We start from the raw sequence: 21,912 nt of genomic DNA, 5'->3' as shown, positions 1-21,912 counted from the left end.
GGTCGGGCTGGGCTGGGTTGGTTGGGGGTGCCGGGCCGGGCTGGGGGCGTCGGCTGGCCTGGGCTGGCGGCGTTGGGCCGGTCTGGTTCGGTCCCTTGCACCCGCTGGGCTGTGGTGTTCGGTCGGTTGCCTCGAGATCGGTCCATCGATGGACCGATCTCGAGGCAACCGACCGAACGCGTTGCCGGAGGGGCGGCTAGAGACCGAAGTGGGGAGGACGTGGTGCCCCGCTACTTGGTCTCCGAGCGGGTCCAGCGCTCCCAGAGCCAGAGAATGAAGACGATCAGCAGGAACGCAGGCACGCCCGCGACGCCGAGCCGGGCGAACCAGCTCCTCAGCTCCGCGCCGATGCCGGGGGTGGTGCCCTCGGCGGACGCGGGGCCGTCGCCGTTGGTGGTGGGGTCGGCGCTGGTCTGGTCGCGGTTGCCGGTCGTGGGGTCGGCTCCGGAGGTGCCTGCGGAATTGTCGCCGTCCGCCGAGTCGGTGCCGTTCGCGGAGTCTTCGCTGTCCGCGGAGTCGCTGCCGGAGGCGCTTTGGTCGCCGTTGTCGTCCGCGGGGTCGCTGCCGGTGCGGCCGGATGCCGTGTCCGCATCGCCGGTGCCATCGGACGAGCCGTCGCCCAGGCCGAGCCCGGCCAGCCAGTCCGAAACGGTTGCCCCGAGGTCAGGGCTGCCGCCGTCGGAGCCGTCGGCCGGGGTAGTGCCGGAGCCGCCAGGGGCACCCTCCGGGTTGTCGGTTCCTGTTCCGCCGCTTCCCGTGCCGGACTGGGCCCCGTCGTCGGACTGGGCCCCGTTGTTGGACGGGGTCCCGTTGTTGGACGGGGTCCCGTTGTTGGACTCGGCCCCGTTGTCGGTGGGGGACTCGGGTTCGTCGGTGGTGCCGGCGTCCGTACCCGCAGCGTCAGGGTCGTTCTCGCCGGGAGCGTCCGGACCGTCGCCGGAGTCGCGGCCGTCCCCGGTCGGATCGGTTCCGGTTCCCGTCTCGCCGTCGCCCGATCCCTCCGGCGCACCGCTGCCCGGTGCAGCGCCCGCGCCGGGACCTGCTGCACCGTCGGCGTCACCGGCACCCGTCTCGCCGCCGGCTGTGCCGGCTCCGCCATCAGCTGTGCCAGCTCCACCGTCCGTCCCGCCGTCTCCGCCGCCAGGGTCGCCCTCGCCCGCACCCCCGCCCGAGCCGCCATCCGAACCCGCACCCGCACCCGCACCCGCACCCCCACCAGGAGCCTCGACGGACTCCGCCGCGGGCGGGTCGTCCGGCTGGTTCGCCACGAGCGCCGCCGCACCTGCCCCGACCGCCAGAGCGGCGACCACCCCCGCGGCGACCGCGGCCTCCTTCTTGCCGAACGAGCGCGGTGCCCCGGCACCGGCGGCCCCGCCTCCGGCCGCGCTGCCGCCCGCGGCGCCGGCCACCCCGGCGCCGACCGCCGCACCGAGCGCACCGGTCGCCAGCGCCCCGGCCACGACGTGCTGCCCCAGGTCGCGCAGCATCCAGGACACCTCCCGCACGTCCAGGAAGGCGCGCGTGCAGTCGGCGCAGCCGTCCATGTGGGTCTCCACCCGGGCGCGGCGCCGGGGGAGCAGCCGGTCCTTCAGGTAGTCGTGCATGGCGGCGCGGGTGGCGCGGCACTCGGGCTCGTTCACGGTGCGGGCGTGGGCGGCGGCGAACGCCCCGGCGAGGCGTTCCTCGGCGCGCCGCAGCCGCATGGTCACCGCGTGCGGGCGTACGCCCAGGCCGGTGGCGATGTCGCTCACGGCCTTGTCGTGCACGTGTCGTTCGAGCAGGATCTGGCGGTCGTCGTCGGGCAGGTCGGCCAGGGCCGTGCGGAGCATCGAGACGTCCGCCTGGCGTTCGACGTCGAGCTCCGCGCCCTCGGCGGGTGGGGTCAGGCCGTCGAGCGTGTCGTCCTCGACGAGGGTGGTGCGTCCGGCCTCCCGCGTCATCGAGATGGCCTCGTTCATGGCCGCACGGCGCCAGTAGGGCGCGGGGTCGGTGATGGTGCCGCCGGTGGAGACGATGCGGATCATCTTCTCCAGGGCGCGGCTGGTGGCCTCCTCGGCGTCGATGCCGGGCACCCGGGCCATGACCGAACGCACGACATTGGGCCGATGCACGACCCAGTCGTCGATCTGCAGCGCGCGTGCGGCAGTCATACCGGCTGATCCCCTCCCGTTCGGGGACCATTCCACCGAGGTCGGGCACGGGCCGCGCGACGAACCGCAGAATGTGCGTCAACGCACGATCGGCTTGACGAGCGGCGCGCGGGCACCTACTTTGAGTGAAACTTCACGTAAATCTGGAGGGGTGCCATGTCGGAGCCGGGGCTCGAGAAGCTGATGCGCGCCAACCTGCTGGAGGTCTTCGGGGAGCGGGACGCCGCCCGCCGGGCGGAGGCGATCCGCCGGACGTACACGAAGGACGTGGTCTTCGCCGATGCGGAGGGCCAGGTCGAGGGGCACGAGGCGCTGGACGCCAAGGTGCGGGAGATCCTGGACGGGGCACCGGGCTTCGTGTTCCGGCCGGACGGGGACTTCTACCAGGTGCAGGACATGGGCTACCTCGCGTGGGCGCTCGGGCCCGAGGGCGCGCCGCCGGTGGTCCGCGGCACGGACATGGGCTTCGTCCGCGACGGGCTCCTGGCGAAGGTCTACACCGTCCTGTTCCGCTGAACCGCATGGGCCGGTACGACGTCCCTCCCGAGTCGCCCTTCGCCTTCCTCGACGACGACCAGGTGCGTGCCTGGTACGCCTACATGAAGGTGCACCTGCGCCTGCGGTACGAGATGAACCACCAGCTCCAGGCCGACGCCGGGGTCTCCCTGGCGGACTACGACGTCCTGGTCGCGCTCACCAGCGACCAGGACGGCAGCATGACCGTCTCCGACCTGGCCACGCGCATCGGCGCCGAACGGAGCCGGGTGTCCCACCAGGTGCTGCGCATGGCCCGCCGCGCCCTGGTGGAGGTCACGCCGAGCGCACGGGACCGCAGGGCGACGGACGTGACCCTCACCGACGAGGGGCGCGCCCTGCTCCGACGTGCCTCGCCGGCGCACACCGACTTCGTGCGCACCGTCTTCCTCGACGCGCTGTCGGGGGCGCAGACCCGGCAGCTGGCGAGCGCGTTCGAGGACATCTACGACCGCCTGGTCGAGCACGGCACGCTCCCGCGCCCCGCCGACCACCCCTGAACGACGGCGTGGCCGGCCGTGCGTCGCCGGGGGAGCGGGTTCAGCGACGGCGCAGCACGAGCCCGCGCACGTACGCCGCCTGCCCGGCGTGCTGCATGTCGTCGTTGACGACGCTGACCAGCCGGACGCCGAGCGTCACCGGCGGGTCCCACCGGGTGTCGACCACGCGGTCCAGGTCGTCGTCGGACAGCCGCTCCAGGTAGCGCACCGTCTGGTCGTGCACGGCGTCGTGGTACCCGGTGAGCAGGTCGCCGGACGAGACGCGGACGGCGGCCACCTCGTCGGCGTCGTGCCGGTAGCCCGTCTCCTCGGCCGGGAACGGCAGGCCGAACCGGCGGTCCCAGCCGTCGTCGGACCAGATCTGGCTGGTGCCGGCCGCGTCGGCGACGTGGTCGTCCTGGACCCGGGTCAGGTGCCAGACGAGCCAGGCGACCGAGTTGGAGCCCTCGTCGGGCCGGAAGGCCAGCTCGTCGGGGTCGAGGCCCCGGACCGCGGCGTGCACCGTCTCCCGGATCCTGCCGAACGCGTCGACCAGCAGCTGAGTACCTCGCATCGTTCCCCCTCGGACCTCGACGTCGCGTGCGGTGCCACGATGCCACAGCAGATGCGGCAGCACCGCACGCGACGACTGGTCAGCCCTGCGCCAGGCGGATCAGCACCTTGCTGCTCTCCGGCCCGGCGGCGGCCGCCAGCGCGGCGCCGGCGTCCTCGATGCCGAACCGGTGCGTGACGACGCCCGAGACGTCGAGCCCGTCACGCAGCGCGTCGAGCGCGTCGCTGATCTCCTCGACGAACCGGTAGGCCCCGACCCAGGTGATCTCGCGGGTCACGAGGTCGCCGAGCGCGGCGGGGGCCGCGGCGCCGGGCAGGTTGCCGACCTGGACGAGCGTGCCGCCGCGGGCCGTGGCGCGCAGCACGCCGCCCAGCGCGGCGGGTGCGCCGGAGGCCTCGAACACGAGTTCGCTGTCCTGCGGCAGCGTGTCGCCGGCGGCGACGTTCAGGGTGCGGTCGGCGCCGAGCTCCTTGGCCACGGCCAGGGACGTGCCGGACACGTCGGCGGCGGTGACCGTCGCGGCTCCGGCGTGCTTCGCGGCGGCCACGACGAGGCAGCCGATCGGTCCCGCCCCGTTGACCACGACGTCCCGCCCGCGGACGACGCCGGCGCGGCGCACCGCGTGCATCGCCACGGCCAGCGGCTCGGCCAGCGCCCCCTGCTCGGTGCTCACGCCGTCGGGCAGGCGCCTCAGCTGGGCGGCGGGGACGGCCCGCAGCTCGCTGAACCCGCCGTCGGTGTGCGGGTGGAAGGCCGCCGAGCCGAAGTACCGCACGTGCGAGTGCAGGTTGGTGCGCCCGGCCAGGCGGTCGGGCAGCACGGACTCCGCCGTCGCGGTCGCGGGGTGCACGGTCACCGGGGTCCCCGGCGTCCAGCCGCTGACGCCCGGACCGAGGGCGGCCACGCGGCCGGCCACCTCGTGACCGAGGACGAGCGGGTCGCGCAGCACGGCCGTGCCCGAGGACCCGTTGCGCCAGTAGGCCACGTCCGACCCGCAGACACCGCCCCACTCCATCGCGACGAGCACCTCGCCGGGTCCGGCCACGGGGTCGGGGCGCTCCTCGACCCGCAGGTCCCCGGCCCCGTGCACGACGACGGCCCTCATACGGCGTCCTCCAGCTGGACCAGGTCGCGACCCCGGGTCTCGGGCGCGAGGCGCGCGGCGACCAGGGTGATGACCGAGTAGACGACGAGCATCGCGGCGATGGGCCACCAGCTGCCGGTGGCCGCGGTGAGCGAGGCGGCGACGACCGGGCCGATCGCGGTGGCGAGGATGCCGCCGATCTCCTTGGTCAGGGCGAGCTGCGTGAACCGGGTGCGGGCGCCGAACAGCTCGGCCATGGTCACGCTCTCCAGGGCGAACAGGCCCAGCACGCCGATGTTGAGCCCCGCGATCATGCCGAGCAGCAGCGCGGCGGTGCTGCCGCTGGTGACCAGCAGCATCATCGGGAACGCGAACGCGATGGTGAGCAGCGACAGCGTGGTGTACATCGCGCGCCGTCCGAAGCGGTCGCCGAGCATGCCCACCAGGGGCACCGTGGCGAAGCCGGCGATCGAGCCCCACATGATGGCCTCGGTGGGCAGGGCGCGGTCCATGGCCAGGTTGGTGGCGATGTAGCCCACCAGGAACGTCTGGATCAGGCCGGAGTTGCCGGCCTGGCCGAACCGCAGGGCCAGCGCGAGGAAGAACGCCTTGCCCTTGCGCTGCGCCAGCGCCGCCTCCAGCACGGGCGCGGCGGGCGCCTCCTTGACCTCCGAGCGGCTCAGGGCGACGCCGTCGACCACGTCGGCCCGCGCCTCGAACACGGGGCTCTCCTTGACGTTCCGGCGGATCCAGACCGCGAGGATCATGAGCACGAAGCTGAGCAGGAACGGCACGCGCCAGCCCCAGGACAGGAGCTGCTCCTCGCTGAGCACCACCAGCAGCAGCGCCCACAGGGCGGAGGCCGCCAGCGTGCCGGAGTTGGTGCCGAGCGAGACCAGCGACGCCACCAGGCCGCGCCGCTTGACCGGCGCGTACTCGGCGAGCATCACGGTGGCCCCGGCGATCTCCGCGCCGGCGCCGAAGCCCTGCACCAGGCGCAGCACCACCAGGAGGATCGGCGCCGTGATGCCGATCATCTGGTACGTCGGCAGCACGCCGATCAGCGTCGTCGACACGCCCATGAGGGCGATGGTCAGGAACAGCACCTTGCGCCGGCCGATCCGGTCGCCCATGCGGCCGAAGTAGATCGCGCCCGCGAGGCGGGCCACGTAGCCGACGCCGTAGGTCGCCATCGCCGCGATGAGCGCGATGGCGGGGCTGACCCCGGGGAAGAAGATCTGGTTGAACACGATCGCCGCCGCCAGCGAGTAGAGCTGGAAGTCCATGAACTCCATGGCGGTGCCGAGCCAGCCGGAGACGGCTGCCTTGGTGAGGTCCTTGGTCGACCGGGTGACCACGTTCCCCGGTGGGGTCATAGCGGTGTCCGCCATGGGAGGTGCTCCTTGACTTCGTGACTGACGTCGTTGTCGGGACATGCCCACGACCTATGTGTGGCAGGACTTGTATGGAAGCAGTGTCGACAAGTTGGTGTCAACTGCCGTGCCCGCCCGGAGCCTCGTCTAGACTCCCTGGCATGGGGCAAGGCTCGCGATCCAACCGGAGCGTCGTGTACGAGACGCTGCGCCGCAAGGTGCTCACCCTCGAGCTGCCGCCGGGCGCCTCGCTCTCGGAGAACGAGCTGGCGGCGTCGCTCGGCGTGAGCCGCACACCGGTGCGCGAGAGCCTGATCCTCCTCGGCGAGGAGGGGCTGGTCCGGGTGTTCCCCAAGGTCGGGTCGTTCGTCTCCCGGGTCGACGCCGAGCGGGTCGCGGACGCACAGTTCCTGCGCGAGGCGGTCGAGCTCGCCGCGTTCGACGACATCCCCGACGTGCTCGACCCGGACCTCCTGGCCGAGCTGCGCGCCAACCTGGAGCAGCAGCGGGAGCCCGGACTCGGCATCGAGCGCTTCTTCGAGCTCGACGAGGCGTTCCACCACGGGCTGCTGCGGCTCAGCGGGCACGGCCGCGCGTGGTCCACGGTCGTGGCGGCCAAGGGGCACCTCGACCGGGCGAGGCGCCTGGGCCTGCACGAGTCCGACGGCGTGGGCCGGTTCGTCGACGAGCACCATGCCATCCTCGACGCCGTGGTCGCGGGAGACATCTCCAGCGCACGCGACTGCCTGCGCGGGCACCTGCGCGCGGTGTTCGACGACATCGAGAAGACCCGGCAGCGCTCGCCGGAGCTGTTTGCCGCCGACGACGGGTCGGTGCCGGTGCGACGCAGCGTCGCGGTCTGGGAGTAGCCGCGGGGGTGGGGCCCGGGGGAGTGCGGGCCGAGCGGTGCGGTCTGGGCGGTGCGGTCCGCACGGTGCGGTCCGGTCCGGGGGAGCGCGGGCCGGGCGGTGCGGTCCGGTCCGGGGGAGCGCGACTCGCGAGTGTGCACGAAGCAGTGCCACGGTGCGCCGTCGTCCAACTGCCAGGCCCGCGCACGCAAAGTGCGCTTCTACCCAGTCATTGGGCCCAGAATCAGACGGGATTCTGGGCCCAAGGACTGGGTAGAAGCGCACCTTCGGGCGGGGACGAGCCGGGACCGGACCAGGCTGGATCGGACCGGCCCCGCCCGCACCGGACGGGCCCCGCCCTCGCCGGACCGGACCGGACCGGACCGGACCGGCCTGGCCTGGCTCAGCCCCGTCGGCCCCGCCCCGTCCTCAGCTGATGCGGCGGCGGTAGGCCGACGTCGCGAACGCGAACGCCACCACCAGGATGCCGACGCACCAGGCCAGCGCGACCCAGATGTCCGTGCCGACCGGCTGCTCGGCCAGGAGGTTGCGGATCGCGTCGACGATCGAGGTCACGGGCTGGTTCTCGGCGAACCAGCGCACCGGGCCAGGCATGGTGTCGGTGGGCACGAACGCCGAGCTGATGAACGGCAGGAAGATGAGCGGGTAGGAGAACGCGCTCGCGCCGTCCACGGTCTTGGCGGACAGGCCCGCGATCACGGCGAGCCAGGTCAGCGCCAGCGTGAACAGGGTGATGATGCCGGCCACGCCGAGCCAGGCCAGTACGCCGGCCCCCGAGCGGAAGCCCATGGCCAGGGCCACCAGCACGACCACCGCCACCGAGATCAGGTTGGCGACCAGCGAGGTCAGCACGTGTGCCCAGAGCACCGACGAGCGGGCGATGGGCATGGACTGGAACCGCTCGAGGATGCCGCCCTGCATGTCGAGGAACAGCCGGTAGGCCGTGTAGGCGATGCCCGAGGCCACGGTGATCAGCAGGATGCCGGGCAGCAGGTAGTTGACGTAGTTCTCGGTGCCGGTCTGGATCGCGCCGCCGAAGACGTACACGAACAGCAGCATGAGGGCGATCGGGGTGACCGCGGTGGTGATGATGGTGTCGGGGCTGCGGCTGATGTGGGTCAGGGACCGGCCCGTCAGCACGGCGGTGTCGCCGAAGAAGTTCTTGCTCATCGCTCTTCCTTCGTGGTCGCAGGAGTGGTGCCGTTCCCGCCGACGAGCGAGAGGAAGACGTCCTCCAGGGACGGCTGCTTCTCGACGTACTCGACCTTGGCGGGCGGGAGGAGGGCCTTGAGCTCGGCCAGCGTGCCGTCGACGATGATGCGGCCCTCGTGGAGGATCGCGATGCGGTCGGCGAGCTGCTCGGCCTCGTCCAGGTACTGGGTGGTGAGCAGCACGGTGGTGCCGTTCTCGGCGAGGGCCTTCACCGTCTGCCACACCTCGATGCGCGCCTGGGGGTCCAGGCCCGTGGTGGGCTCGTCGAGGAAGATGATCGGCGGGTCGCCGATCAGGCTCATCGCGATGTCCAGGCGACGCCGCATGCCACCGGAGTAGGTGCCGGCCTTGCGGCCGCCGGCCTCGGTCAGGGAGAACCGGGCCAGGAGGTCGTCGGCGACCTGGCCCGGGTTCGCCAGGTGTCGCAGCCGGGCCACCAGCACCAGGTTCTCCCGGCCGGTGAGGATCTCGTCGACGGCCGCGAACTGGCCGGTGAGGCTGATCGACTCCCGGACGTCGGCGGCCTGGCCGGCGACGTCGAACCCGTTGACGCTCGCCGTGCCGGCGTCGGCGGTGAGCAGCGTCGACAGGATCCGCACCATGGTGGTCTTGCCGGCGCCGTTGGAGCCGAGGAGGGCGAAGATGCTGCCGCGGGCGACCTCGAGGTCGACACCCCTCAGCACGTGCAGGTCCTTGTAGGACTTTTCGATGTTCCGTACCCGGATCGCGATGTCGCGTCCCTGTTCGGTGGGCTGGCTCATGTCACTTCCATTCTCTGGGGCTGATCCTGGGGAGGAGTGGTGCGAACGGTCACGGGCGGCGGACGATGATGTCGCCCCACCCGGTGCTGGCGTGGATCTCAGCGGTGGCCTCGTTCTCGACGGGGCCCTCGGCGGGCGTGAGGTCGTTGCGGACGCTGCCGTGCTCCGAGCTCACGTCGAGCCAGGCGGCGGTGCCCTCGGGCACGTTGATCTCGATGGACCCGTACGACGTCGTGGCGGTGACGCTGCCCGAGTCGACGCGCTCGACGCGGATGCCGGCGTGCGCCGACCGCACCGCGAGCGTGCCGTGCACGCGGTCCACGACGATCTCGGCGTGCGCTCCGATGACCTCGAGCGTGCCGGTCATCGAGCCGACGATCGTGGCGCCGTTGCTGGCGCGGACGGTGCCCTCACCGGAGAACTCGCTGATCCGCACGCCGCCGGCGCCCGCCTTGACGTGGGTGGGCCCGGTGGCGCGGCGGGCGACGACGGACCCGGCCGAGACGTTGAGGTCGAGGCGGTCGGCCTCGTCGACCCGGGCGTCGCCACCGTTCAGGGTGAGGTCGACGGCGCCGAGGCGGCCCTCCGCGTACAGCGACCCCGCCTTGCCGCGCAGGTCGGATCCGGTGGGCACCTCGATCGTGACGATCGCCCCGCCGGCGGAGAACGGCAGCACGTACTGCTTCCAGGAGTTGGGGTAGACGATCGAGACGGCGTCGCCGTCCCGGGTGACCCGGGTCTCCTCGGCGGCGCGCACCGACCCGGACTTGGCGGGGTCGGCGGGCAGCACGGTGACGACGACGTCGTCCCGGTCGCTCGCGGTGACGCGCAGGTTGCCGAAGGGGACGTCGATGACGACCGGGACGGGCGTGGGCGCGGGGAAGGTGGGCATGACGACTCCAGGTGGTGAGGCTGTGGGATGATGTGGTGTCGCCGTGGTGTCACGGCGGGCGGGTTGGTGTCAGCGCACCCAGCCGGTGAGGCGGGTGCTGCCGGGCTTGCCGGGCGGGCCCTGCTGCTCCGGGCGGCCGGTGGGCTGCTCCAGGGCGGCGGCGACCGCGCGGACGAGCCACGTGTTGACCGAGACGCCCTCGCGCGCGGCGGCGAGCTCGGCGCGGGTCTTGAGGTGGTCGGGCAGGCGCAGCGTGGTGCGGGTGGTGGCGCCCGCCTCGGTCTCGACCGCCGCTGGCGAGACCGCAGGTGCCGGCGCCGCAGGCGCGGTGGCCGGGACGGCGGCCGGTGCGGCGGTCTCCGGGACGGCGACCACGAACTCCGGGTCGCCGCCGCGCAGCCGCACGTCGACCGAGCCGGGGGCGAGCTCCGCCGAGATCTCGCCCGCCGCCGCGGAGAGCGCCTCCAGCAGGACGAGCCGGGCGGCGGCGTCGAGCGGGGCGGTCAGGCGGCCGGCGAGCTCCCGGGCCTCGTCCCCGCCCGCGGCGGCCGCGGCGGAGAGCTGGCGCTGCAGCTCGTCGACATATCTCGTCAGGTCCATGACGCCACTATGACACCACTCGTGGTGTCAGCGCAAGAGGTATGACGTCATCAGTGGTGTCGCGTGGTGTCGTCCCAGGTGGGCGGGCGGCGGGGAGTGCTACCAGCGGGGTACACGAGAGTCATCGCCAGGCTGATCCGCGTGGGCCCGCGCACGCGCAGGGTGGGACCCGTCCGACGAACCAGCACCAGAGAGAGGCCGTGACGTGGCATCCCCACTGCTCTCCGTGAGCAACCTGCACAAGACCTACGGGTCCGGGCCGAGCGCGTTCGAGGCGCTCAAGGGCCTGGACCTGGACATCGCCGAGGGTGAGTCCGTGGCGATCACCGGCAAGAGCGGCTCGGGCAAGTCGACCCTGATGCACCTGCTCGCCCTGCTGGACCGGCCCACCTCGGGCACCATCACGCTGGACGGGACAGACACCTCCCGCCTCTCGGCCAAGCAGCTCAACCAGACCCGCAACCGCACGTTCGGGTTCGTGTTCCAGCAGTTCTTCCTCAACGCCCAGGCCAGCGTGCTGGACAACGTGACCCTGCCGCTGAAGATCGCCGGGGTGCCCCGCCGCGAGCGTCACGCCCGCGGGCTGGCGGCCCTGGCGCAGCTCGAGCTGGACGACAAGGCCGGCAACAAGGCCAACGACCTGTCCGGCGGGCAGAAGCAGCGCGTGGTCATCGCCCGCGCGCTGATCAACCGGCCGCGCGTGATCTTCGCCGACGAGCCGACCGGCAACCTGGACACCACCACCGGCGGCGTCGTGGAGGACATCCTGTTCGGCCTCAACCGCAGCCACGGGATCAGCCTGGTGGTCGTCACGCACGACGACGACCTGGCCGCCCGGTGCGACCGCAGCATCCAGATGCGCGACGGACTGGTCGCCGCGCACGAGGAGGTGGCGGCATGAGGACCGTCGACGTGGTCGCCACCGCGTTCCGCAACGCCTTCCGGTCGCGGCTGCGCACCAGCCTGACCGTCCTGGCCATCTTCATCGGGGCCTTCACGCTGTCCCTGACCAACGGTCTGGGTACGGGCATCAACCGGTACATCGACGACACGGTGGCGTCCGTCGGCGTCGAGGACGTGCTCACCGTGACCAAGACCGACGACTCGGTGCCTACCGAAGGCCCCGCCGAGTACGACCCCGACCAGATCGCCGCCGACGGCGCGCCCGGCACCACGACGACGGCCCTGACCGACGACGACATCGACACCCTCGCCGGGATCGACGGAGTGCTGGGCGTCGAGCCGGTCAAGGCGGTCACCACCGACTACGTCCAGCACGACGACGGCGCCCGGTACCAGCTCGCCGTCTCCCAGTTCGTGCCCGGGATGAAGGCGGAGCTCGCCTCCGGCCGGCAGGTCGACCTCGACGCCCCCGACCCCGAGCTGGTGCTCCCGGAGGATCACGTGGAGCCCCTGGGCCTCGGGACGGCGTCCGACGCCGTGGGACAGACCGTCACCCTCGCGGTCACCGACGGCACCGGGAAGCAGGCGACGACCGAGGCGACAGTGGTCGGGGTGGCCGAGCCCGGCGTGATCAGCATGGGCGGCGCCATCCCGAACGACGTGCTCACGCAGGAGCTCTACGACCTGCAGACCACCGGGGTGCCCGCGGCACAGGCCTCCCGTTACGCGCAGGCCTCGGTGACCTTCGACGCCGACGCCGGACCGGAGGCCCAGCAGGCGCTCGTGGACCGCCTGGCCGACGCCGGGTACACCGCCAGCACCCTGGAGGACCAGCTCGGCACGCTGACATCGGTCATCGACGCGATCGTGCTGGTGCTGAACGGGTTCGCGGTGATCGCGCTGATCGCGGCGGGCATCGGGATCGTCAACACGCTCTTCATGGCGGTCCAGGAACGCACCCGCGAGGTGGGCCTCATGAAGGCCATGGGACTGTCCAGCCCACGCGTCTTCTCCCTGTTCAGCATCGAGGCGGTGGTGATCGGCCTGGTCGGCAGCGCGCTGGGGGTGCTGGCCGCGATCGGCGTCGGGCAGCTCGTGGGCAGCGTCTCGGGCGACCTCCTGGCGAACCTGCCGGGGCTGACGCTCGTCGCCTTCGACCCGGTCACCGTGGCGGCCGTGGTGCTGGGCGTCATGGCCATCGCGTTCCTCGCCGGCACCCTGCCGGCGCTGCGGGCGGCCCGGCAGGACCCGATCTCGTCGCTGCGGTACGAGTAGCGGGAAGTACCGGGAAGTACCGGGAAGTACCGGGAAGTACGGGGAGCGGGCAAGGAGAGCGGGGCGTTCACCCGTTTCCCACGAGGCGGTGGCAGGACGCCGCGCCTACCGTGGAGCTCTCGGCTCGTGCCGGGGAAAGACCCCATGGAGGAACGTCGAGAGCGGAGACGGTCATGGACTTCTGGGACTTCTTCTGGCTGATGGTCTACAGCTTCTTCTTCGTGGCCTACCTGATGGTGCTGTTCCAGGTGGTCGCCGACCTGTTCCGGGACAAGGAGCTCTCCGGGTGGTGGAAGGCGGTGTGGATCATCTTCCTGATCTTCCTGCCCGTCCTGACCGCACTGGTCTACCTGATCGCGCGCGGCCGGGGCATGGCACAGCGGCAGGCCGCCGTGGTCACCCAGGCACGCCAGGACACCGAGAGCTACATCCGCGACGTGGCCGCGGTGGCGCCCGCCGACCAGATCGCGAGCGCCAAGAACCTGCTGGACTCCGGCACCATCACGCCCACGGAGTTCGAGCGGCTCAAGGCCAAGGCGCTGGCCTGACGGGCCCGGCGCGTGCTGGCAGCCTTCGGGTGGGGTGCGCTCGGGGCGGCCGCCCTGGTCGCGGGGGCGCTCGTGGCGTACGCGGGGCGGCCGAGCCGCCGGTTCATCGCGGTGGTGATGGCGCTCGGTGCCGGCCTGCTCATCGGGTCGGTCGCCTTCGAGCTGGTGGACGAGGCCGTCGAGACGGCGTCGGTCGGCCAGGTCGGGCTGCTCACCCTGCTGGGCGCGGCCACCTTCACCGCCGGTGACTGGTGGCTGGGCCGGCGCGGCGCGGCGGCACGCAAGGACGCGGGCGGGGCCCAGGCCGACGGGGCCCCGCTCGCGATCGTGTTCGGGTCGGTGCTCGACGGCATCCCGGAGTCCTTCGTGCTCGGCCTGACCGTGCTGGAGGGGAACGTCAGCGTGGCGCTGCTGGCGGGCGTGATCCTCAGCAACTTCCCGGAGGGGCTGTCGTCCTCCAGCGGGCTGCGCACGGCCGGGTGGACTCGGTCGCGGGTGCTGTGGATGTGGTCCGTCGTGGTGCTCGTGGCCGGGGTGAGCGCGGCTCTCGGGTACCTGCTGCTCGACCCGGCCAGCGGCCGCACCGGGGCGCTCGCCCAGGGTTTCGCGGCCGGTGCGCTCCTCGCGATGGTCTCCAACACGCTGCTGCCGGAGTCCTACCGCGTGGAGGGCGTGGCCACCGGTTCCCTGGTGGCGATCGGGTTCGCCGTCTCGCTGATGCTGTCGGCCGTCTGACGGCGCGGCTCACCCGTTCCGGGGGAGGCTCTGGCCTGCGGGTCCGCCCAGCATGGGTGGGGGCGGCGCGCGACCTCGCGTGCGGAGCACGCCCCGGGCACGGAGGGGCGGATGAACGACGACGCGGCCGCAGCACGGGAGGACGGCGCGCGCCTCGCCGCGCTGGAGCGCGAGAACGCGGAGCTGCGCGGCCGCCTCGATGCCCTGGCCGCGTCCGGGCGGACGGCCGGCGTGCCGCGGCCCGTACGCCACCGGGGGCGCAGCACGGCCGCCGTGGTCCTGATCGTGCTCGGTGCCCTGCTGGCCCCCGTCGGCGTGGTCGCGGCGTGGGCAGAACGCACCCTGACCGACACCGACCGGTACGTCGCCACGGTGGCGCCCCTGGCCGAGGACCCGGCGGTCCGGTCCGCCGTGTCGGCCCGGATGACGTCGGCGCTGATGGAGCAGATCGACGTCGGCGCGCTGCTCGACGGGGTCGCCGAGGGACTGGACGAGCAGGGGCTCGCGCCGCGGGTGGCGGGCGCCCTGCCGATGCTGGAAGCGCCGCTGACGGGCGGGGTCGAGTCGTTCGTCCGTGACGCCGCGGACCGCGTGGTCGCGAGCGACCAGTTCCGGGACGCCTGGACCCAGGCCAACCGGGTCGCCCACCAGCAGCTCGTGGCCGTCATGCGGGGCGAAGGCGGGCTCGCGGTGCTGCTCGGCGCGGTCAACCCCAAGAACCTGCTCCTGGTCGTGTCCGGCGGCGCGGCGATTGCGGCGGCGGCACCCGGGGACACGTCCGCGACCGTGGTCGCGGCGCTCGTGTTCGCCGTGGTGGCCAGCGTGGGCGTCGTGACGCCCGTGGTCATCTACGTCGCGCTCGGGTCCCGGGCCGGTCCGGTGCTCGACGAGCTGAGGTCGTGGATGGTCCGCAACAACGCGGCGATCATGGCCGTCCTGCTGCTCGTGCTGGGCGCCAAGATGCTCGGGGACGGGATTTCCGTCCTCTGAAATCCGCCGGGACCCCGGTGGTCGGCCGATCACCCCGTTCGTAGCGTCGAACGCGTCCAGCACCCGAGACGAGCGGGAGGAACCTGTGCCGGGTCGGAACAACGAGGCGGACGCCGCGTGACGGGCGCCCGCCGGCTCGTGGCGGCGCTCGCGGCCACCACCCTGGTGACCGCCGTCCTGGCCCCGGTCCTGCTGCCGGTCCGTGCCGCGGCCGCGACCCTGGAACCGTCCGGCCTGCAGACCGGGATGGCCTTGGACGGCACCACGGACCCGGCCGCGCCACCCGAGACGTTCAACTGGGGCGACTTCATCACGGACGTGCAGCCGGACAGCAGCTTCACGTTCACGCCGACCGGCCCGTACGTGACAGCCCAGGGAAACAGCTCCACGGGCGTGGTCCAGGGCAGCTTCGACTGGGACAACAGCTCCGCGGGCGCCGCCTGCAACGCCAACCCCGATCCCACCGGCGCGCCGCCGAGCCAGAGCCCGGGCACCAACCCGTGGCGGCCCGGGCCGTCCAACCCGAACGCCAAGGGCGACCTGTGCTCCACGGGCTACGGCGTCGAGGTCGTCACCACCCCGGCCGGTGCGCAGCACCCGATCCTCTACGGGTACTGGACGCGGTACGTCGGCAACGGTGAGGTCAGCGTGTTCCAGCACCTGGAGGGTCCGGGGCCGGGCCGGTGCGACGACGTGCTGCTGGAGTTCAACTACGCCTCGTCGGGTACGACAGTGGAGGTCGAGCGGTGGGTGCCGGCGGCGGGTGACGGCTGCGCGGACCCCCTCGGCGCGGGCACCTGGGTGGTGCAGCCCGGCACCGCCGACTTCGACTGGTCGGTCGGCGTGCGCAGCGAGGGCCCGCCATTGACCAACCAGTTCCAGGAGACGTTCGGTGAGTTCGCCATCGATCTCAGCTCGGCCGGGCTGTTCTCCCCGCAGGTGTGCTCCACGTTCCAGGTCTCGGAGATGTTCACCCGGACGGGGAACTCCGAGACCGCGAACATCCAGGACTTCGCCGACCACACGCCAGACCGCCTGAACATCTCCAACTGCGGCGCCCTCAGCGTCACCAAGGAGACCGTGCCGGACGTGGCCGGCACGGGGGACGAGTTCGGGTACACGGTGGACAGCGACACGGGGCCGGTCCAGCCGGGCCCGCCGGTGGTGGAGACACTGGACGGCACCCTCGCCGCGGGCGAGACCGTCACGTACCAGGACGTGCTGGCCGGTGACGGGTACTCGCTCACGGAGACCGACGTGCCACCGCCCTGGACCCAGGAGTCGGTCGTGTGCACCGCGGTGCCACCCGCGGGCGGCCCGCCGCAGCAGTACGTGCTCGACGACCCGTCCGACCGCTTCCCCGTCAGCCCGCAGAGCACCACCGACTGCGTGGTCACGAACTCGGCGGCCGTCGTCACCGTCACCAAGCAGACGGTCCCGGACGGGGCCGAGGGCGACTTCACGTTCGACGTCACCGGCCAGGACCCGGTCACCCTGGCCGACGGCGAGAGCGCGTCGTTCCCGGTGCCCGCGGGCGCCCCCGTCACGCTGACCGAGGGTGCGGCGGACGGCTGGCTGCCCCCGGAGATCGCGTGCACGGCGGACGCGGACCTGGCGGAGCGCTCGGCCACGGTGGTGCCCGTGGCCGGGCAGGAGATCGAGTGCACCTTCACGAACACCCGGCTCGGCACCGTCGTCGTCTCCAAGGAGGCGCACGGCGTGGACGGGCGCACGTTCGACTTCACGAGCGACATCCCGGGCGGCGAGGAGTTCTCGATCGAGGTGGAGCAGGGCGACGGCACCCTGTACGAGGAGGTGATCACCGACGTCCCGGCCGGCACCTACACGATCGAGGAGCTGACCGACGACGGCGACCCGGTGACCGTGCTGGCCGACCTCGCCTGCACCTACGGCGGCGCCGACCACTCGGGGGACCCGGCCACGCGCGCGATCGACCTCACGGTGCTGCCGGGGGAGACGGTGCGGTGCTTCTTCACCAACACGCTGCCCGGCTCCATCACGGTCATCAAGCGGACCGTGCCCGTGGAGTACGACCAGGAGTTCGACTTCGTCCACACGCCGCCCGGCGGCGACCCGGAGCCGTTCACGCTCAACGGGAACTCGGTGCCGCCGAACGTCGCGCTCCGGACGTTCCTCGACCTCGACGCCGGGGTGCACACCATCACCGAGCCGGCCGACGAGCCGGGCTGGTCGCTCACCGACCTCGACTGCACCGAGGACTTCTGGGCGCCCACGGCGGACGGGCGGGGCGTCGCGGTGGACCTGCCCGCGGGCGGCGTCGTCGTCTGCTTCTTCACGAACGCGGCCGACGCCGCCACGGCGTCGGTCACCAAGACCGTGGCGGGCGGCGGGCCCGACCTGTCGTGGACGTTCGACTTCGAGCTGGTGGACCCGGGCGGCACCGTCGTGTCCCGGGCCGCGACCTCGGGATCGCCGACCGTCGAGTGGGACGGTCTGGTCCCGGGGGTCGAGTACACGCTGCGCGAGGGCGGCACGACGCCGGCCGGCTGGGCCCGGGGCGAGATCACCTGCACCGGCCTGGACGACCTGAGCCCGGCACCGGGGTTCCAGCTCGTGCTCACGCCGGGCCAGGTGCTGGACTGCGGGGCGGAGAACGCCGTGACGTCGTCGTCGATCAGCGTGGCCAAGGTGGCCACCGGGATCGGCGTGGACCAGCCGTGGGCGTTCGACCTGAGCATCGACCCCGTGCCGGCGGGCGGGACATCCCCGCAGACCGTCGCCGGTACCGGGCAGTCCGGCCGCACGGTGACCTGGACGGGGCTGGTCCCCGGGCAGGCGTACTCGATCACCGAGGAGCAGGTGCCCGGCTGGACGGGCGACGTGGAGTGCGACGGCGTCGAGGACATCGACCCGGGCAGCCCGGGGCTGCAGTTCGTCGCGCCGGTGGGCGCGCCGGCGTCGTGCGAGCTCGTGAACACGGCCGTGCAGGGCAGCGGCACCCTGACCAAGACCTCGGCGGGCGGCGACGGGGAGTTCGAGTACGTCCTGACCGACCTGGACGGCGCGGTCGACCCGGTGGTGGTGCCCGTGACGACGGTGGACGGCACGGCGACGGTCGACCTGCCGCAGATCGTTCCCGGGGTGCGCTACTCGTTCGTCGAGTCGGCCGCCGAGGGCTGGGTCCAGAGCGGGCTGACGTGCACCGTCACGCCTGCCGACGGCGGTGAGCCGTTCGTGATCGACGATCTGGGCGACTTCTCGGTGAACCCCGGCGACGTGGGCGACTGCACGGCCCAGAACCTCCGGACCGGCACGATCGTGATCGAGAAGAACGTCACCGAGGGCGACGGCGAGTTCGGCTTCACGGGCGACTGGCTGGACCCGCCGGAGTTCACGATCGCCACCGAGTCGGGCACGGGGACGCGGACGTCCGCCGACGTGGTCCCCGGCTCGTACACGGTGACGGAGACCCCGTCGCCCGGCTTCCAGGGCACCGGCCTGACCTGCGTCGACAGCGACCCGGACGGCGAGCCGTCGAGCGCCGACGGGCTGGAGGGGTCGATCGAGCTGGACCCCGGCGAGACCGTGACCTGCACGTACACCAACGCGCCGTGGGGCAGCCTCAGCGTCACGAAGACCGTGGCCGGCTGGGCCGACGGCGTGCCGTGGTCGTTCGACCTCGTGCTCACCGGGCCGGGCGGACCGGTGCCGCTCACGGTGACGGACCAGGAGCCGGTGGTGACGTGGCCCGACCTGGAGCCCGGCGCGGCCTACAGCCTGACCGAGCCCGACCCGGGCGCGGGCTGGTCGGCCGGCCTGACGTGCACCGGCACGCAGGACGAGGACCCGGCCGCCGACGGGTTCCAGTTCACCGCGACGGCAGCCACGGTGGTCTCGTGCCAGGCGGTCAACACGGCGGCGCCCGCGGAGCTGTCCCTGACCAAGACGGTGGTCGGCGCGGACCCGGGCCAGGAGTGGTCCTTCGACCTCGTGCTCGCGCCCGACGACGCGACCGAGCCGGGCACGCAGACGGTCACCGGCACCGGCCCGGGCTCCGCGACGGGGTCGTGGACCGGGCTCGTGGCGGGGGGCGGGTACACGGTCGCGGAGACGAACCCGGGCGACGGATGGACGGTTGGCGAGGTCACCTGTGCCGGGCTGGCCGACGCCGACCCCGGGGCGGCCGGGTTCCAGCTCGTGGCGGAGGCCGGGGCGTCGGTGGAGTGCGCGGTGGTCAACACGGCGGGGCAGGGGCCTTCGCCGTCGCCCACGCCGTCCCCGACGCCGACTCCTACGCCGTCACCCACGCCGACGCCGTCCGTGCCGTCTTGGCCGTCGCCGTCGCCCGCGCCGCCGGACGGACCGGGTGGGCCCGGCGGGGCGCCCGGGGGCGGGACGGGGGTGGACGGCGGGCCAGGTCCGGGTGAGGCACCCGGTGCCGGCGGGGACCTGCCCCTGACCGGAGCCGGTCTGGGCGGGATCGTCTCGGCGATGGTGGTGTTCCTCGTGCTGGGTTCGGCCCTGATGCTGGGATCGCGGGCCCGGCGGAGGTCGTGACCGGCCGTGCTCGGTGATGGCAGGCACCGGCGGGGCCGGTGTCAGCGGGCGGCGTCCGCGGCGGTCCGCAGGTCGGCGGCGAGGGCGTCGAGCTGCTCGGCGCGGTCGGCACGCTCCCGCAGCCGCAGCAACGCCGAGGGGTGCGTCGTGACGACGACGTCGTAGGCCTCGCCGTCGAGCACCTGGCCGCGCTCGGTGCCGATCCGCACCGCCCGGCCCAGCACGGCGCGGGCCGCCGTCGCCCCGAGCGCGACCACCACCCGGGGCCGGACGGCGGCCAGCTCGGCCTCCAGCCACGGCAGGCAGGCGCGCACGTGCGCGACGTCGGGCGTGCGGTGCAGGCGGCGCTTGCCCCGTTCCGTGAAACGGAAGTGCTTGACGGCGTTGGTGAGGTACACCTGATCCGGGTCGAGGTGCGCCGCATGGAGGGCCTCGGCCAGGACCCGTCCGGCGGGGCCGACGAACGGCTCGCCCTCGCGGTCCTCACGGTCGCCCGGCTGCTCACCGACCAGCGCCACGGCGGCGTCGGCGGGACCGGACGAGAAGACGGCCTGGGTCGCGGGCTGCCAGAGCTCGCAGCCGCGGCAGTCGTGCACGGCGGACGCGAGCGCGTCGACGTCGGCGTCCGCGGGGACCCACTCCTGGGCGCCGGGGCGGTCGGTCCGGGCCTGCGGCATGATCCACCTCCTCGCTGCTCCCGCACCCAGCCTGCCCCGGCGCTCGTCTGCTCGCGACGTGAACCCGCAGCCAGGCCGTGGTGGAGCGTCCTGCGGCGTATGACAGGTGACGGGTGCGGTATCTCGCGTTCCGGGTGAATATGACCCGGTGCCGATAGCGACTGGTCAGCAGGGTGGGGCGGGGGAGCCCGGAGCGGGTGTCGGGGTAGCCGGCGTGGACATCGGGGGCACCGGCTCGCGCCTGCGGGTCGGCGGCGCCCCGGGCGGCCGGTCGTACGAGGTCACGGGGCCGCCGGCCACGGTCGTGAACGGACGCTCGACGGTACCCGAGGTGGTGCGCGACCTGTGCCGCGGCTTCGCGGCGGAGTTCGGTGGGCGGCCGCGGGTGAGCGCCGCCGCGGTGGGGATGCGCGGGTTCCGGTCCCAGACGCAGGCCGGCAGCCTCGACCCGAACCGCGTGCACGACATCCTCGCGGAGGAGCTGCGCACCACCGCGACCGCCGTGGCGAGCGACGCCGTCACCGCCCACCTGGGCGCGCTGGGCTCGGGGCCGGGCGCGACGCTCGCCGTCGGTACGGGTGCGGTCGCGGTGGCCTGCGACGACGTGGGCCGGTGGCACCTCGCGGACGGGATGGGCCCGCACGTGGGCGACAACGGCGGCGGCGCGTGGATCGGACGGCGCGGGCTGGACGCGGCCGCACGGTCGATGGACGGACGCCGCGTGGGGGCGTCGCCCGGGCTGGTCGAATCGGCCGAGCGGCACTTCGGGCGGCGGGAGCGCTGGACGTCGGTCACGGACGTGTCGCTGTTCGCCGGGTTCGCGCCGCGGGTCATCCAGGCCGCGAGCAACGGCGACCTCGCCTGCCGCGAGATCCTGGACGAGGCGGCCCGGTCGCTGGCGGACGGCCTGTGCGCCGTGCTGAGCCACCCGGGCGTCGAGCCGGTGGCGGTCACCACCGGCAAGCTGATGACGCACGCGCCGGTGTTCCGCTCCATGGTGCTCCAGCACCTCCTGGAGAAGCGCGACGACGTCCGCGTGCAGCCCAGCGCCGGCATGCCGCTCGACGGAGCGCTGCACCTGGCGCGGATGCTCGCCGCGCACCCGGCGGTGGTCCAGGAGCACGTGCCGCTGCTCGCGGTACGCATCGGCGCGGCGCTCCGCCCCGACGACTCCATCACCATGCCCAAGGTGGTGCTGCCCGCCGTCAAGCCGCTCGTGCGTGACGCCGCCCCCACGGCCTGGGCGCTGGAGGTCCGCTCGGACTTCGAGTGGTCGGCCGACCAGGTGCCGCAGGACGGGCTGGTGCCGCCCGCGACGGCCGACACCGTCGTGCCCCTGACCGGTGAGCGACTGGTGGTCGGCCGTGCGTCGCGCAGCCGCGGCGTCGTGCCGGACATCGTCTGCGAGGACACCGGCGTCTCACGGCGGCACTGCGAGATCGCCTGGGTGGAGGGCGGCTGGAGCGTCATCGACCTCGGCTCGGCCAACGGCACGTACGTGGCCGCGCGCGGCGACGAACTGCCCACGACGCCGCTGCGGCCGGGCGAGCGCCGGTGGCTGTCGGACGGCGACCGGGTCTACGTGGGCGGCTGGACCTGCCTGACGGCGCGGGCGGTCACGGCGAGCGTGCGCTGAGCCGGCTCAGGCGGGCTGTCCGGGGCGGGGCCTGGCGTGTGGCCCCTGTTCTGTTCGGTCAGTTGTCCCGCGCAGGGCTCC

General features: G+C 73.3%; 19 protein-coding genes. 10 read left to right on the top strand and 9 right to left on the bottom strand.

Features of this window, described 5'->3' with window-relative positions:
* Positions 1-230: 230 nt before the first annotated feature.
* A complete protein-coding gene (locus ACO229_RS10880) occupies positions 231-2,150 on the bottom strand; it encodes a sigma-70 family RNA polymerase sigma factor (protein ID WP_423464910.1) in 1,920 nt (639 codons plus the stop codon).
* A 156-nt stretch (positions 2,151-2,306) separates the two neighbouring features.
* On the opposite strand from ACO229_RS10880, the gene ACO229_RS10875 reads away from it, so the two are divergent.
* Together ACO229_RS10875 and ACO229_RS10870 are read left to right on the top strand one after the other, a co-directional pair.
* Positions 2,307-2,666, top strand: coding sequence for a nuclear transport factor 2 family protein (locus tag ACO229_RS10875; RefSeq protein WP_423464909.1), 360 nt, complete (start codon positions 2,307-2,309; stop codon positions 2,664-2,666).
* A gap of 5 nt (positions 2,667-2,671) precedes the next feature.
* A complete protein-coding gene (locus tag ACO229_RS10870) occupies positions 2,672-3,184 on the top strand; it encodes a MarR family winged helix-turn-helix transcriptional regulator (RefSeq protein WP_397433669.1) in 513 nt (170 codons plus the stop codon).
* A gap of 40 nt (positions 3,185-3,224) precedes the next feature.
* Here ACO229_RS10870 and ACO229_RS10865 read toward each other — a convergent pair whose 3' ends face one another.
* From ACO229_RS10865 to ACO229_RS10855, 3 genes are all read right to left on the bottom strand, one after another.
* Positions 3,225-3,737 carry a mycothiol transferase gene (locus tag ACO229_RS10865; RefSeq protein ID WP_397433668.1) on the bottom strand — a complete coding sequence of 171 codons (513 nt, stop codon included), beginning with the start codon at positions 3,735-3,737 and terminating at the stop codon, positions 3,225-3,227.
* Between the two features lie 79 nt (positions 3,738-3,816).
* Positions 3,817-4,842 carry an alcohol dehydrogenase catalytic domain-containing protein gene (locus ACO229_RS10860; RefSeq protein WP_423464908.1) on the bottom strand — a complete coding sequence of 342 codons (1,026 nt, stop codon included), beginning with the start codon at positions 4,840-4,842 and terminating at the stop codon, positions 3,817-3,819.
* Complete coding sequence (locus ACO229_RS10855) at positions 4,839-6,212, bottom strand: MFS transporter (RefSeq protein ID WP_397433665.1); 1,374 nt, start codon at positions 6,210-6,212, stop codon at positions 4,839-4,841. Before ACO229_RS10855 ends, ACO229_RS10860 begins: the two co-directional genes overlap by 4 nt.
* 143 nt (positions 6,213-6,355) lie before the next feature.
* Here ACO229_RS10855 and ACO229_RS10850 point away from each other — a divergent pair, with 143 nt between their 5' ends.
* The gene (locus ACO229_RS10850; protein ID WP_397415554.1) at positions 6,356-7,063 is read left to right on the top strand and encodes a GntR family transcriptional regulator; all 708 of its coding nucleotides are present in this window, start codon (positions 6,356-6,358) and stop codon (positions 7,061-7,063) included.
* Between the two features lie 408 nt (positions 7,064-7,471).
* Here the strand turns inward: ACO229_RS10850 and ACO229_RS10845 are convergent, their stop codons facing one another.
* From ACO229_RS10845 to ACO229_RS10830, 4 genes are all read right to left on the bottom strand, one after another.
* Positions 7,472-8,233 carry an ABC transporter permease gene (locus ACO229_RS10845; protein ID WP_119146145.1) on the bottom strand — a complete coding sequence of 254 codons (762 nt, stop codon included), beginning with the start codon at positions 8,231-8,233 and terminating at the stop codon, positions 7,472-7,474.
* The gene (locus ACO229_RS10840) at positions 8,230-9,036 is read right to left on the bottom strand and encodes an ABC transporter ATP-binding protein (protein WP_423464907.1); all 807 of its coding nucleotides are present in this window, start codon (positions 9,034-9,036) and stop codon (positions 8,230-8,232) included. The genes ACO229_RS10845 and ACO229_RS10840 overlap by 4 nt, the downstream gene beginning before the upstream one ends.
* 49 nt (positions 9,037-9,085) lie before the next feature.
* Complete coding sequence (locus ACO229_RS10835) at positions 9,086-9,928, bottom strand: DUF4097 family beta strand repeat-containing protein (protein ID WP_423464906.1); 843 nt, start codon at positions 9,926-9,928, stop codon at positions 9,086-9,088.
* A 69-nt stretch (positions 9,929-9,997) separates the two neighbouring features.
* Complete coding sequence (locus ACO229_RS10830; protein ID WP_397433659.1) at positions 9,998-10,528, bottom strand: toxin-antitoxin system HicB family antitoxin; 531 nt, start codon at positions 10,526-10,528, stop codon at positions 9,998-10,000.
* Positions 10,529-10,733: 205 nt separating this feature from the next.
* Here ACO229_RS10830 and ACO229_RS10825 point away from each other — a divergent pair, with 205 nt between their 5' ends.
* From ACO229_RS10825 to ACO229_RS10800, 6 genes are all read left to right on the top strand, one after another.
* Complete coding sequence (locus ACO229_RS10825) at positions 10,734-11,429, top strand: ABC transporter ATP-binding protein (protein ID WP_397415564.1); 696 nt, start codon at positions 10,734-10,736, stop codon at positions 11,427-11,429.
* Positions 11,426-12,706, top strand: coding sequence for an ABC transporter permease (locus tag ACO229_RS10820; RefSeq protein WP_423464905.1), 1,281 nt, complete (start codon positions 11,426-11,428; stop codon positions 12,704-12,706). The genes ACO229_RS10825 and ACO229_RS10820 overlap by 4 nt, the downstream gene beginning before the upstream one ends.
* Before the next feature lie 173 nt (positions 12,707-12,879).
* Positions 12,880-13,254 (top strand): SHOCT domain-containing protein, encoded by a 375-nt coding sequence (locus ACO229_RS10815; protein ID WP_397433655.1) that lies wholly within the window; start codon positions 12,880-12,882, stop codon positions 13,252-13,254.
* A gap of 12 nt (positions 13,255-13,266) precedes the next feature.
* On the top strand, positions 13,267-13,989 hold the full coding sequence (locus tag ACO229_RS10810; protein WP_397415572.1) for a ZIP family metal transporter: 723 nt from the start codon (positions 13,267-13,269) through the stop codon (positions 13,987-13,989).
* Positions 13,990-14,100: 111 nt separating this feature from the next.
* The gene (locus tag ACO229_RS10805; protein WP_423464904.1) at positions 14,101-14,979 is read left to right on the top strand and encodes a GAP family protein; all 879 of its coding nucleotides are present in this window, start codon (positions 14,101-14,103) and stop codon (positions 14,977-14,979) included.
* A gap of 117 nt (positions 14,980-15,096) precedes the next feature.
* Positions 15,097-19,518: a prealbumin-like fold domain-containing protein gene (locus ACO229_RS10800; RefSeq protein WP_423464903.1), complete on the top strand. Its 4,422-nt coding sequence runs from the start codon at positions 15,097-15,099 to the stop codon at positions 19,516-19,518.
* 41 nt (positions 19,519-19,559) lie between these two features.
* Here the strand turns inward: ACO229_RS10800 and ACO229_RS10795 are convergent, their stop codons facing one another.
* Complete coding sequence (locus ACO229_RS10795; protein ID WP_423464902.1) at positions 19,560-20,195, bottom strand: UdgX family uracil-DNA binding protein; 636 nt, start codon at positions 20,193-20,195, stop codon at positions 19,560-19,562.
* A gap of 214 nt (positions 20,196-20,409) precedes the next feature.
* Between ACO229_RS10795 and ACO229_RS10790 the strand changes: the two genes are divergently transcribed.
* A complete protein-coding gene (locus ACO229_RS10790) occupies positions 20,410-21,831 on the top strand; it encodes an FHA domain-containing protein (protein WP_397414440.1) in 1,422 nt (473 codons plus the stop codon).
* Positions 21,832-21,912: the final 81 nt, after the last annotated feature.

The organism is Promicromonospora sp. MS192 (assembly GCF_049532985.1).
Classification (GTDB): domain Bacteria; phylum Actinomycetota; class Actinomycetes; order Actinomycetales; family Cellulomonadaceae; genus Promicromonospora.
This window is presented reverse-complemented; position numbering and strand designations above follow the sequence as displayed.